The organism is Amycolatopsis sp. NBRC 101858 (genome assembly GCF_030269325.1).
GTDB lineage: Bacteria > Actinomycetota > Actinomycetes > Mycobacteriales > Pseudonocardiaceae > Amycolatopsis > Amycolatopsis ponsaeliensis.
In genome coordinates this window covers 110,132-122,943 of sequence record NZ_BSTD01000007.1, presented here as the reverse complement: position 1 = coordinate 122,943, position 12,812 = coordinate 110,132, and the positions used below count along the sequence as shown (strand labels likewise).

General features: G+C 71.2%; 11 protein-coding genes. 6 read left to right on the top strand and 5 right to left on the bottom strand.

Annotation, left to right across the window (positions count from 1 at the left end):
• Positions 1–59: 59 nt before the first annotated feature.
• Positions 60–1,073 (top strand): EcsC family protein, encoded by a 1,014-nt coding sequence (locus QSK39_RS44035; RefSeq protein WP_285483762.1) that lies wholly within the window; start codon positions 60–62, stop codon positions 1,071–1,073.
• Between the two features lie 881 nt (positions 1,074–1,954).
• Here the strand turns inward: QSK39_RS44035 and QSK39_RS44030 are convergent.
• The 3 genes from QSK39_RS44030 to QSK39_RS44020 form a co-directional block, all read right to left on the bottom strand.
• Entirely contained in the window at positions 1,955–2,146 is a 192-nt protein-coding gene (locus tag QSK39_RS44030) for a helix-turn-helix domain-containing protein (RefSeq protein WP_502873369.1), read from the bottom strand.
• A 63-nt stretch (positions 2,147–2,209) separates the two neighbouring features.
• Positions 2,210–2,878, bottom strand: a complete 669-nt coding sequence (locus QSK39_RS44025; protein ID WP_285483761.1) for a response regulator — start codon at positions 2,876–2,878, stop codon at positions 2,210–2,212.
• Entirely contained in the window at positions 2,875–4,083 is a 1,209-nt protein-coding gene (locus QSK39_RS44020) for a sensor histidine kinase (RefSeq protein WP_285483760.1), read from the bottom strand. The genes QSK39_RS44025 and QSK39_RS44020 overlap by 4 nt, the downstream gene beginning before the upstream one ends.
• Before the next feature lie 154 nt (positions 4,084–4,237).
• Here QSK39_RS44020 and QSK39_RS44015 point away from each other — a divergent pair, with 154 nt between their 5' ends.
• Together QSK39_RS44015 and QSK39_RS44010 are read left to right on the top strand one after the other, a co-directional pair.
• Complete coding sequence (locus QSK39_RS44015) at positions 4,238–4,918, top strand: ABC transporter ATP-binding protein (protein ID WP_285483759.1); 681 nt, start codon at positions 4,238–4,240, stop codon at positions 4,916–4,918.
• Positions 4,915–7,203: an ABC transporter permease gene (locus tag QSK39_RS44010; RefSeq protein WP_285483758.1), complete on the top strand. Its 2,289-nt coding sequence runs from the start codon at positions 4,915–4,917 to the stop codon at positions 7,201–7,203. Before QSK39_RS44015 ends, QSK39_RS44010 begins: the two co-directional genes overlap by 4 nt.
• Positions 7,204–7,364: 161 nt before the next feature.
• On the opposite strand, the gene QSK39_RS44005 is transcribed toward QSK39_RS44010, so the two are convergent.
• Complete coding sequence (locus tag QSK39_RS44005; RefSeq protein ID WP_285483757.1) at positions 7,365–8,207, bottom strand: TetR/AcrR family transcriptional regulator; 843 nt, start codon at positions 8,205–8,207, stop codon at positions 7,365–7,367.
• Positions 8,208–8,449: 242 nt separating this feature from the next.
• Here QSK39_RS44005 and QSK39_RS53160 point away from each other — a divergent pair, with 242 nt between their 5' ends.
• Together QSK39_RS53160 and QSK39_RS43995 are read left to right on the top strand one after the other, a co-directional pair.
• Positions 8,450–9,100 carry an RNA polymerase sigma factor gene (locus QSK39_RS53160; RefSeq protein WP_353051115.1) on the top strand — a complete coding sequence of 217 codons (651 nt, stop codon included), beginning with the start codon at positions 8,450–8,452 and terminating at the stop codon, positions 9,098–9,100.
• 589 nt (positions 9,101–9,689) lie between these two features.
• The gene (locus tag QSK39_RS43995; RefSeq protein WP_285483755.1) at positions 9,690–9,926 is read left to right on the top strand and encodes a hypothetical protein; all 237 of its coding nucleotides are present in this window, start codon (positions 9,690–9,692) and stop codon (positions 9,924–9,926) included.
• 305 nt (positions 9,927–10,231) lie between these two features.
• Here the strand turns inward: QSK39_RS43995 and QSK39_RS43990 are convergent, their stop codons facing one another.
• A complete protein-coding gene (locus tag QSK39_RS43990; protein ID WP_285483754.1) occupies positions 10,232–11,449 on the bottom strand; it encodes a globin domain-containing protein in 1,218 nt (405 codons plus the stop codon).
• An 805-nt stretch (positions 11,450–12,254) separates the two neighbouring features.
• On the opposite strand from QSK39_RS43990, the gene QSK39_RS43985 reads away from it, so the two are divergent.
• Positions 12,255–12,488, top strand: coding sequence for a hypothetical protein (locus QSK39_RS43985; RefSeq protein WP_285483753.1), 234 nt, complete (start codon positions 12,255–12,257; stop codon positions 12,486–12,488).
• The last annotated feature ends 324 nt before the right edge of the window (positions 12,489–12,812 follow it).

Here is a 12,812-nt window from a genome sequence, read left to right as displayed (position 1 = left end):
CATGTTGGCCGGTGGTGCGAACATGGCCCGAGCGATCACGGTCAAGACGGGAGCCCTCATTGAGCACGTACTCCGGCCCACCCGTCGACGGCGTCGGCCCCATGAGCGCGTACGAGAGACAGGTGTGGGACACGCTCAACGAGCACTGGCAGCGCCGCAACAACCGCCGCGGCCTGCCGAACTGGGCGAGCACCGCGCTCGAGCGCACCGGTGAGGTCACGCGAAACACCGTGAGCCGCGCCGCGGACGCCGTGCCGGAGGCTGTCCGGCAACCGATCCGGCACGCAGGCGACGCGGTGGCCGGTGCAGCCGTGCGACCGCTGCTCGAAGCCGCGATAAAACTGCTGGAACTGGTCAACGCCTGGGCCGCGGAACTCAACGATCCGGAAAGTCTCGAAAAGCTCGCCCGCAAGCGTGGCCTGGAAATCGACAGCTTCACCGAGCTGCGGCACCAAGACCTCAAAGTCTGCGATCGGCTCCTGGCGCGCAACAACCTCAAGTGGCGAACCGCCGGCGTGTTCGAGGGCGGCGCCATGGGCCTGCTGGCGATGGTCCCCGTCGCCGGGATCCCGTTGGCGATGACAGCCGACATCCTCGTCGTCCAGGTCCTGAGCGTGTCGATCGCCTCGCGCATCGCGTACTCCTACGGGTACGACGCCAAGGACCCGGCCGAGCAGGTCTTCATCGAACGCCTGGTACGGCGATCCTTCATGGCGCAGGCAACGAAGGTCGAGCCGTTGCGTGAGACCGCACGGGCGGCGAGCGCGCTCAAGGACCGTGTCAAGTGGTCGGCCAAGCTCCGCACGGACCATCGCCTCGTGGCCGCTCTCGAGAAGTTGATGCGGCACCTGGGCCCGGCCGGCTCCAGAGTTGCCGTCAAGGACGTCGCCAAGGTCATCCCGGTCATCGGCGTCCTCATCGGGGCAGGCATGAACGCCGCGATCCTGGGCAGGGTGGCCGCCGACGCGCAGCGGTACTGCCAGACCCGGTTCCTGTGCGAGAAGTACGGGTTGCCCCTGCCAGTTGCATTGACGACCGACCGAGACGATGTCGTCTACCCGGGGTCGCCGTAGCATCGGCCGAATTTTGAGCAGACATACCCCTGGCCTGCGGTGATGACGCGCTATCCGCGGTTCTGCGGCTTGGACAGCGTCTCGGTTGTCGTGTGCGGGCAGGCCCGGCTGCACCTAGCCTCGACGGCGGGCCGGGCGCGCTGTGGGAGATGTCCGTCCTCGTCGACGTCGCCCTGCCGACGTCGACCGTCTGGGGCCGAGTTCGCCTCCTTCTCCGTGCTCGACGCCCCCGCCGCCAAGCAGTACTACGCCCAAGGCGGCGATCGCGGCCCGATCCTCGGCAACGCCTCGACCGACTTCCTCTGGGGCAGCCCGGCGGGCTTCTTCACCGCGTGGCCGGACAGCCCGGACAACGCCGGCTACCGCACGGTCCGGCCGAGCGCGGTCGAGACCCTGCTCGTCGGCGACGAACTCGACTTCTCCACGCCACCGGTGAACGCGACGAACGAGCTGCTGCCCATCCTGTCGCCGGGGGGACCAGGTGGTCCTGCCGGGCCTGGGCCACACCAACGACTTCTGGGAACACCGGCCCGAGGCGGGGCAGCACCTGCTGACCAACGTTCTTCGACAGCGGCGTCGTCGACAGCTCGCGGTTCAGCGGCCCGAACTCGTCGACACAGACCACCCGTCCGTCGGCGGGCGGGTGGTCGTTGAGGTCGAGATGCGGGCCTTCTTGGCCACTAAGTCCGGCCTTGCTCGCTTTCCAGGTCCTCGTCGACTGCCAGGACACACCCTCCTCGCGCAAGATCTTCCGGACCGCCTCGGTACTCGCCCTGATCCAGGCGTGCTCGGCGAGGTAGCCGACCGGCTTGGCCAGGCTCCAGGTCGTGAACCGCAACCCCAGCGCGGTCGGTTTGCAGGCGGCGATGCGGCAGATTTGATCACGGGCAGCCGACCCGAACCTGCTGGTCGGCCGCCCTTCCATTTGGGGACGACGCCGCGAACCCGGAGTCGTTGAACGCGTGGATAACTTCGCGCCCATACCTCTCCGTCGCCGCGAACATCGCCGCGATCTCTCGCGCGGACCGGCCCTGTGCCGAGGCCAGCACGATCCCGGACCGCCGCAGCCGCACCCGATCCCGGGTGCGGCTGCGTGATATTGATCAGCCGCTGCGCTCCTTCGGGCTCCGGAGGCACTAGCTCGCGCCCGGTTTCACCAGTCCGGTTTCGTAGGCCAGCACGACGGCTTGCACTCGGTCCCGCAGGTCCAGTTTCGCGAGGATCCGCGCGATGTGTGTCTTCACCGTTGCCTCCGCCAGGTGCAGCCGCCCGGCGAGTTCGGCGTTGCTCAGCCCGCCCGCGAGCAGCCGCAGGACCTCCAGCTCGCGCGGAGTCAGCGCCGAGAGGTCCCGGTGCAGCCGCTCGGCGCCGGTGTCCCGGAGGGCGTACCGCTCGACCAGGCGGCGGGTGATCACCGGGGCCAGCAATGCGTCTCCCGCGCGGACCGTGCGGACCGCCGCGACCAGGTGCTCCGGGGTGACGTCCTTGAGCAGGAACCCGCTGGCCCCGGCGGCGAGTGCCGCGTAGACGTACCGGTCCAGGTCGAACGTCGTCAGGATGATCACGCACGGCTCGCCCGGGGCGCCGGTCAGGATGCGGCGGGTCGCGGCCAGGCCGTCCATCTCCGGCATCCGGATGTCCATCAGGACGACGTCGGGCCGGGTGCGGCGGACCTCGGCGACCGCTTCTACCCCGGTGGTCGCCTCACCGACGACGGTGATGCCGTCGGCCGCGAGGATCATCCGGAACCCGGTCCGGACCAGGGCCTGGTCGTCGGCGACCAGGACGCGCGGCGACTCGGTCACGCCGCCTCCAGGGGGATCAGGGCCTTGACGCGGAAGCCGCCGGTCGGGCGCCGGCCGGCTTGCAGCGTGCCACCGTAGACGGCGAGACGTTCGCGCAGGCCCGGCAGACCGCGGCCGTTTCCGGTGGCCGCGGCGGGAGCGGCCGTTCCCCCGGTGTCGGTGACCTCGACGCGGAGCCGGTCGGGGCTGTATTCGACGACGACGCGCGCGGGCGCGCCCGCCGCGTGCTTCACGGCGTTGGTGAGGGCTTCCTGGACGACGCGGTAGGCGGCGAGCCCGATCCCCGACGTCACCGGCCGCTCCTGCCCGGTCACGGTCAGCTCGACGTCGGCGCCTGCGGCGCGCACCCGGCCGACCAGCGCCGGGAGGCCGTCCAGGCCCGGCTGCGGGGAGAGGTCCGGCCCGTCGGTGTCGGTCGTCAGCAGGCCCATCGCTTGCCGCAGCTCGGTCATCGCCAGCCGGCCGCTGTCCTCGACCGCGAGCAGCGCCTCCCGCGCCTGGTCCGGGTCGAGGTCCATGATCTTCCGCGCGGCACCGGCCTGGATGACCATGACGCTCACGTTGTGCGTCACGACGTCGTGCAGCTCCCGGGCGATGCGGGCGCGTTCGTCTTCGACCGCGCCGCGCAGCCGTTCCGCCTGCCGCCGCTCCACTTCGGACACCCGCTCGCGCTCGGCATCGGCCCGGACGCGCCACGCGCGCAGCCCGAGGGTCGCGACGAGCATCGGGAGCACGATGAGCAGGGTGACGTACTGGGTCGGCACGATCGGCCAGACGTCGTAGCGCAGCTGCCCGGTCTCTAACACCCCCAGCAGCAGGCTGACCAGCGTCGGGAACCGGTAGGGGCTGAACGCCGCCGCGCTGTAGGCGGCGATCGCGAACGGGTAGAACGTCAGCCGCGACGCGAGGTCGGGCGTCAGCGCGAGCGCCGCGAGCGCGACCCAGAAGACGGCCAGGGGGTACCGGCGGCGGAAGACCAGCGCGACACCCGACCCCAGCGACAGCGCGACCAGCCCGATCATCCGCGCCGTGTGCGCGTCGAGCGGGATCCGGCGGTCGAGCGCGCTGAGGTAGTTCAGCCCGATCGTGGTCACGAGCAACGCCAGAGCAATGTCGAACTCCCACCCGGGCCGGGACGGGCGCGGCAGCGGGCCGCTCGGCCGGGCGAGCGGCCCGGCCCACACGAACAGGCGGTCGGCGGTCACCAGCCCATTCTCACCGAACCGGGCCACCACCGCGTCAACCTCGTGACTACATCGGAAGGATGACGCTGGCGGGAAATCGGCCCGCGGGCCGACGCGCCCACGCCCGGCGTGCTCCTAACTTTCCCTTGTCCGGTCCGCTGAACGAGGAGAACTCATGACTACGCCGCTGATCGAGGTGGCTGCGGTGAGCCGCCGGTACGACGACGGCCCGCCCGCGCTGGACGACGCGTCGCTGTCCGTGGGGGCCGGCGAAGCGGTGGCGATCCTCGGGCCGTCCGGCAGCGGGAAGTCCACGCTGCTCAACCTGATCGCCGGGCTGGACCGGCCGGACGCGGGCACCGTGACCGTCGACGGCGTGCGCGTCGACAAGCTCGGCGAAGCCGCTTCCGCGCGCTACCGGCGGGCGAAGGTCGGGATGGTGTTCCAGTTCTTCAACCTGCTGGACGACCTGACCGTGGCCGACAACGTCGTGCTGCCCGCGCAGCTGGCCGGGATGGCCCGACCGGCGGCCCGCGCCCGGGCCGCGGAGCTGCTCGAGGTCCTCGGCATCGCGCGGCACGCCCGCGCCTACCCCGGCTGGCTCTCCGGTGGCGAACGCCAGCGGGTCGCCGTGGCCCGGGCCCTGGTGAACCGGCCGCCGCTGCTGCTGGCCGACGAGCCGACCGGCGCGCTCGACACGGCGTCCGGCGAGGACGTCGCGGACCTGCTGCGCGAGCTCAACGCCGACGGCCAGACGATCGTCGTGGTGACCCACGACCTGGCGCTGGCCCGCTCCTGCACGGACCGCACGGTCAGCCTGGTCGACGGCCGGATCACCGCGGAGGCGGTCCGATGAGCGCACTGGGCCGGGTCGTGCGTTCCGGGGCCGGGCGCCGCCGGGTGCAGTCCGCGGTGATCGGGCTGGCCACGACGATGGCGGTGACCTCGGCCGTCCTCGGCGGCGGGCTGCTGGTCGCGTCGCAGGCGCCCTTCGACAACGCGTTCGCCGCGCAGCGCGGCGCGCACCTGACCGTCCAGTTCGACGGGACGAAAACGACGGCCGCGCAGGTCGCGACGGCCCCCGGCGTCACTGCGGCGGCGGGACCCTTCCCCTTCGCGTCACTCACACCCGAACTCGACGGCACTGCTCTGCCGCCGCTGACCGTCGTCGGGCGGGCCGATCCCGGCGGCGCGGTCGACGCCGTCACCCTCACCCAGGGTCGGTGGGCCACCGGACCCGGCGAGATCGTGCTGTCGGCCGACGGCGGGCCGGGAGCTCCTGGCGCCACCCTGCGGTTCCCGGAGCTACCGGGAGCGCCGGCTCTGACCGTCGTCGGGCTCGCGCGCTCGATCAGCCGCACCGCCGATGCCTGGGTGCTGCCGGGCGTGCTGCCGGCCGCGAACTTCCAGATGCTCTACCGGTTTTCCGCCGCGGCCACGGCCGAGCAGGTCGACGCGGACCGCGCGGCGGTGGCGGCGAAGGTGGCACCGGACGCCGTGAGCGGAGTGCAGTCGTGGCTCACGGTCCGGCAGGTGGCCGTGCGCGCGACGGCGTTGTTCGTGCCGTTCCTGATCGCCTTCGGCGTGCTCGGCCTGGTCATGGCGGTGCTGATCGTCGGCAACATCGTGGCCGGCGCGGTCGGCGCGGGCCGGCGCCGCATCGGCGTCCTCAAAGCCCTCGGGTTCACCCCGGGGCAGGTCGTGCGGGCCTACATCGGCCAGGCGCTGATCCCGGCGGCCGTGGGCGTCGTGCTGGGCGTCGCGGCGGGCAACGCGCTGGCCGTCCCGGTGCTGGCCGAGACGCAGGAGGCGTACGCCGTGTCGTCGCTGGCCGTCCCGCTGTGGATCGACGCCGCGGTGATCGCGGGCGCGGTCGCCGTGGTCACGCTGACCGCGTGGGCGAGCGCTTGGCGCGCGGGCCGGCTGCCGACCGTCGACGCGCTCGCCCTCGGGCACACCCCGCCGGCCGGCCGGGGCCGGCCGGCGGCGCGGCTGGCCTCACGCTCGGCGCTGCCGCGTCCGGTCGGCCTGGGTCTCGCACGGCCGTTCTCGCGGCCCGCCCGGACACTGGCGATGTTCGCGGCGGTCGGCTTCGGCGCCACCGCCGTCACGTTCGCCGTCGGCCTGTCCTCGTCGCTGCTGGCGGTCCAGACCGCGCGAAATCACGACATCGCCGACGTGAGCGTCGGCGCGCCCCGCCCGGAGCCGGGCGCCCGGGCGACCGAGGACCAGCCGATCACCGATCCGGCGGCCGTGGCCGCGGCGATCGGCGCCCAGCCGGGCACCCGCGCGTCCTACGGGGTCGCCCATGCGGACGCGACGGTCGCCGGCGTGACCGGTTCGGCTCCGGTGACGTCGTTCACCGGCGACGCGTCGTGGGGTGGGTACCAGCTGACCGCCGGGCACTGGCTCGCCGCGCCCGGCGAAGCCGTGGTGCCGACCGCGTTCCTCACCGCGACCGGGACCCACCTCGGCGACCGCGTCACGCTGTACGTCCGGGGCGAAGCGGTCACGGTCCGGCTCGTCGGCGAAGTCTTCGACACCCGGCACGGTGGCATGACGGTCTACACGACCCTGCCGACGCTGCGGCCGGACACCTTTTACGTCTCGCTGCGGCCCGGCACGGACCTGGCCACGTACCTGGGCGCGCTGAACCCGGCGTTGGCCGGACTGGGCGTCGCCGCCGACGCGGCACCGCCGGCGGGCGGCAGTGGCCAGATCGCCGCCCTGAACGCGCTGACCGCGGTGCTTTCCCTGATGCTGGTCGCGGTCGCGGGTCTGGGCGTGCTCAACGGCGTGGTGCTCGACACCCGCGAACGCGTCCGCGACCTCGGGATCTGCAAGGCCCTCGGGATGACACCGCGGCAGACCCTGACGATGGTGCTGGCATCGGTCGGAGTCGCCGGTCTCACCGGCGGCCTCGCCGGTGTACCCGCGGGCACGATGCTGCACGCGGCGATCCTGCCGGCAATGGGCCGAGCCACCGGCGTCACGCTGCCGCCGTCGGCGTTCGCCGTGTACCGGCCCGGCGAGCTGGTCCTGCTCGCGCTGGGCGGACTGGTGATCGCGCTCCTGGGCGCGCTGCTGCCCGCGGGCTGGGCGGCCCGTACCCGAACGGCCACGGCGTTGCGGGCCGAGTGATCCGGGGCATCGGTGACTGCGACCAGAGTTCGGTGTCTCCCGGCGAGCCGGCGTCGCAAAGACCCGCGGGCGCCTTCACCGACGGCCTGCGCTGAACGCGCCGCGGCAGTGGCCGTGGCCCGCCCGCCGCGCATCGGCGAGCGCAGCGCGACCCGCGGGCGTCAGCCGGACGCCACCTCCTCCGCGGCTGAACGGTCGTTTTCGCGTCTCGCGTTCGAGGGCGGCAAGCTGCTGGGAGCGGGCTGCGACGAGTGCAGGGTGCGCGCAGTCCGAACGATCGAGCCGTACTCGGCTACGGCCACCGAAGTCCTGATGCTCGGTAAGGGCGGTTGTGCTGGTCCGGGACGCTCAGTCGAGGGTGGTGACGCCGAGCGCGGCGATGAACCCCGTGCCGCTGCGGGCCAGGTCCATCTGCAGCAGGCCGGCACCTTCCAGCCAGCGCGCCATTTCCGGGTCACCGACATCCAGTGAGCCCGGTAGGTCGGATCAAGCCGGACGCCTCCGACCCGGAACATGCCGTCCAGCAGGCGCCAGGTGCAGTCGGTGAGCGTTGCGGCCAGCCCGGCCCGCGAGACACTGCGTGGTTTCTCCAGCCAGCGGGAGGTCGAGACGTCGACGATGCCGAACGCCACGGGCTCGGCGATGCGCGCGTCGATGGCGAACACCGTCAGGTAGTGCTCGAAGACCAGAGCGGCTTGCTTCGCGATCACGGTTTTGACGTCGGCGACACCGCCGCGGCCCGCGCGTCGCCCGATCTGCGAATGCAAAGTCGCGTAGCGATAGAGGTCGCCGTTTTCGGCCAGCCACCGGGTGTGCGCCTCGACCGCCATGGCGATCATGTGGTTCGGGCTGCCGCGTGGCTCCCACACCGACCGCAGTGCCGCGACGACGAGTTCGGTGATCCGATCGGCGATGGCGCGCTGCAGGTCGGCGGTGTCGTCGAAGTACTTGTACAGCTGGGGGCGCGTAACGTCCGCGGCTCCGGCGATACGTTCGATCGACACCTGTGGCCGTGTGTGGCGATCGCGCGAAGAGTGGCCTCGACGAACTCCTCACGCCGGCGCTCGCGCTGCCCAGCCCACCGCGCCGACCGGCCGTCGACGGACGGGGAGTTCGCTGCAGAAGACGCCACGATCCGCAGGCTACCGGGGCAACCAGTACTGGTTACTGTCTTGTATCTGTTACTTTACGTATCGCTATGTGGCTGAAAGTGTCCTTGATCGACGAGTGAACTGGAAGAGATGCGATGCCGGATGCCGTAGACGACATGCCACCGGACGCCGTGCTACTCGCCGCCCTGCGCCGGGGAGACCTCGACGCAGGCGACCTGCTCTACCATCGGCACGCTGGACCGCTTCGTCGTGTCGCGGCCGGCTGGGTCACCCAGCCCGACGAGCAGCACGCTCTCATTGCGGAGGCCTTTGCTCAGGTTTTCGCCGCCGTGCGTGCGGGCGGCGGTCCTCGGGACCATCTGCGTGCCTACCTGGTCGTCGCCATGCGGCATCTGGCCCACCGGTGGAGTAGGGATCGGTCCCGCGTCCAGCCGCAGGCCGACATCACGAATCTGGCGCCGGTCGGGAGCGCTGACGAATACGCCTTGCGGCGCTCGGCCGATCAGCTGATGCGGGCCGCGTTCGATAGCTTGCCTGCCCGGTGGCGGATCGTCTTGTGGAACACAGCGGTCGAAGGTCGGTCTCCGGCCGAGCTCGCGCCGGTTCTGGGTGTCTCCCCTCATGGGGTTGCTGCGTTGGCCAGGCGGGCCGGAGTGGGGTTGCGGGAGGCGTATCGCTTGGCTCAGGGAGGAGCGGGGCGAGACCGGCAAGGGGCCAGCGACGGTTCCCTTGGTGGCATCGGCCGTCGATTGGCGGCAGGTGCTGCGGGGCGGGATCGGCCATGAGCTCTGCCACGCCGATCTTCGAGCGGCTGCTCGTCGAGCTGGGACTGCACCGGACGGACGAACCCGCTCAGGGGAAGTACCGTTCGGTTCTCGCCGACGCTGTGGCACCACCATCCGACGCGTCTTCTGAAGCCGCTCGCGATACCTGAATACAAACCGCTGCCTGCCGACACGTACGCCTCGGCGTATGCGATCGAAGTGGCCGGCGCCGCGACGGTGACCTGGAGTAGACGGCTCACTCCTCTCCTCGCTGCGAAGGGGGCTTCCTCGATGGTTCCCGCCCCTGGGGAGCATCGGAGTTGGCTCTAGGCCGAGAGCTGGCCGAGAGCTGGCCGAGCCTGCCGATGACAAAGTCGTGCTCGGGGCCCGCGCTTGAGTCGTGCCTGGAGATCCAGAAGTCGGTGCTCCTCCCCGCCTTGGCCGAACTTCCGGCTGTGGGCCTGTCGAACCTCGCCCTGCACATGGACGCACTTCTGACCGGAAAGGAGCTCGGGACGTCCGATGAACTCGACGTCCGGGAGATTCCGCGCGGGCAGCGTCATCCCGCGTCTTCGGCATCCAGGTGCGGCTCGCCGAAGGTGAATCGTTCGTGCTGGTGAACAACCACGACCCGAAGCTGTTGCACCGTGAAGATGGCCGCGGGGCCGGTGCGTCGGCCGGAATCACCAAGCGGGACACGACGGCGGAGATCGCGACATCCCGGATGGCCGCAGACAGGTGCGGGCGAGTTCGACATGGCTTGTCCGGGCGGTTCGCCTGGGGCCACCTCGAGCCAGCAGTCCGGCGCGAGGTCGTCGATCGCGGCGACGGCGGGTTGAGTTCATGACGGCGCCGCCGCAGGGTGCCAGCCGACCGCGCGTGGTGACACGTGGCCCCGCGCGTCGGCGGGTCCGGATCGGCCGCTCCACCGTGACTCGGCCCAAGCCCGGAAGCACGGTGCGCGCTGGGCCATCCGGACACTCGTGTCCGGTACTTCGCAGCGCGTCACCCTGATCGCCACCCTTCAGGTCGTCGCCGGCACCGTTCGGTTGTGGACCCGCGACGCGGAATGGACTCTGCGGCACGGACAGCTGGCCGTCATCCCTACGGAACGGCACGCGATGACGGCGCTCGACGACGCCGTCGTCCTCCTCACCGTCGCGCTCCGGCAGCCGGCCGGTCGACCCGATCGAGCATGCCGGGACCGAACACCTCGTAGCGAACGCGCTCGGGGGCGAGCCCGCGGCGGATCAGCCCGGCTCGGATGTGGTGCATGAACGGCAGCGGACCGCACAGGTAAGCCGTGGCCCCCGGCGGCACCGGGAGCGCGTCGACGTCCATGAAGCCCGGCCGGGAGCGCTCGTCGCTCCCGCTTTCGTACCAGAGCAGCTCTTCGACATCGGCGAGACCGCCGGCGGTCCGGGCGCATTCCCGGCGTAGCGCATGATGGGCGGGCGAGCGATCGGCGTGGGCCAGGACGATCCGGCGGGTGGGCTGGGCGCGGGCGAGGTGGTCCAGCATGGCGGCCATCGGTGTGATCCCGATGCCGGCGCTGACCAGGAGTACCGGGTCGTCGTCGGAGGTCAGCGTCGTTTCACCGGCGGGCGGCCCGAGCAACAGGGTCTCGTCTTCGGTCAGGTGGTCGTGCAGGTGGGTCGACACCGCGCCGTCCGGCGTGCCGTCCCGGCCGCGCACACGGCGGACGGTGAGCCGCAGTGAGCCCCGCCCGGGGCCTTGGGACAGCGAGTACTGGCGAGGCTGACGCCGGCCGTCGGGCAGGTCGACCGCGACCGAAACGTATTGGCCGGGGAGGAAGTCCGGCACAGTGGTGTCGTCGTCGGGGACGAGGGTGAACGAAACCACGTCGACGGTCTCGTCGAGGCGTTTGGCTACGCGCCAGCGACGCCAGTGGTCGGCAGGGTCGAGGGCGCCGCGCTCGTAGAGGCGGCTTTCGGCCGCGATGAGGCGGCAGGCGAGCAGCCAGTAGACCTCGTGCCACGCGGCGAAGACGGCTGCCGTGACCTCGGCGCCGAGCACGGTGCCGACGGCGTCGAGCAGGTGCCTGCCGACGATCGGGTACTGCTCGGCCCGGATACCCAGAGACACGTGCTTGTGGGCGATCCGTTCGGCGATCCGGTCGAACGGCATCGTCTTTCCGTTGCCGGTCAGGTGCTCGGCGAAGCCGACCACAGCGGAGGCCAGGGCGAGCTTCTGCCGGCCGTCGGCCTGGTTGCCCTGGTTGAACAGGTCGAGCAGCTCCGGGTGCGTGGCGAACATCGAGGAGTAGAACTCGCTGGTGATCGCCACGTCGTGCGCGCGCACCAAGGGCAGGGTGGCGCGCACGACCGCGGCTGATGCTGGAGACAGCAAGGAGTTTCTCCTTCTCACTGGGCAGTGGGGGACCGGCTTGGACACCGATGCCCGCTTCTCACCGGGGCGGTGTTTCCGGTCCCGCCGGGTGGCAGGCAGGCGCACGAGCGCGCTCCGGGTTCCGAGCCAGGACCTCGGTTGTCAGCGGGATTCGGCTGAACGGAGCAGGCGCGGCGATTCGTTCCTCGCCGTTGGTCATGGCTGATGTCGTGCCACACCCTCCGCGTGCTCCGTACATCAACAGTCCACCAGGTCGGCACGGTTTTTACTAGATTGCACTAGTGTAAACTCCGTCTCAGTGGGCCGACTTCGTCCGCCGGGCGGAAACTCTCGCGAGAGCTTCCGCTGCGGGGCACGCTTCCGGAGCGCTTGTGGGCGCCTTCATGTTCACTTGGATCGGTATCGTGGCCTGCCTCGTCGCCGTCGTCGCGCTGGGTGGGTTCGCTGTCCCGGCGAGCGTGTTGGTCGCCCTTGTGCTCGTCCTGCTCGCGTTCCAGTTGCCGGCGATCAGGCCGCTGTCGAACCGCCGCACGGACCTGGTTTTGAGTGCCCCGGATGCGGCCGATCTGCCTCGTTCGCGTGCTCATGTCGCCTGCGTGGCCCTCGAGTCGCCCAAGGTCATCGCTTTGGTGTCGCTCGGATTTTCGGTCCTTGATCAGCGGGGCCGGTGCGGGGACCGGTGCCGGCCGGTCGGGAACGGTTCGCCGCCGGCACCTGAACCGGTCCGCACACTGTGCGCTCGTGTCGGTGGGAAGCGCGGCCTCCAGGGTTTCTGGGGTGACGGGGTGCGGGGTGACGCAGGAGGGTGGCTGTTGCTTTGCCGTCGATCCTTCGTGTCAGCGGCCACCTGCTGTTCGTCGAAGCGTCCCTGGCGGCCACCCGCGACGAGACGCTGCGTGTGGGGATCGGGGACCTGGTCGCCGACTTCCGGGCGCGGCTCGCCGGAAAGCTGAGCCGGCACGAGGTACCGGATCCCGAGGCGACGGCGGCTGTGCTGCGTCGGCTCGTCGAGCGGACCCGAACAGGGCGATCGGGATGAAGGTGGTCTGCGGTGCGGGTACCGCCGGGCCGGCCGCGGTCTGCCGGTCGGCGGCCGGCTGACGTCCGCCGACGGTCAGCTCCGGACGCGGGCGTGTCCATCGGGGTCGACGGGCACAAGCATGGGATCCGGTTGCCCGTGGTCGGGACAAGGCCCGTCCGCCGATGGCCGGCTGGGCTCGGCGAGCGCGCTCGTCGACGAGCCGACCTCGGGTGATCACGAACTTGCGGCACGGCAGTCGCGGACTGCAGGCCGCCGTCACGAACGGAGAACAAGAGTGAACACAGCACGCCGTGTGCGGCCGAACTCACTGCTGCGCCTGGT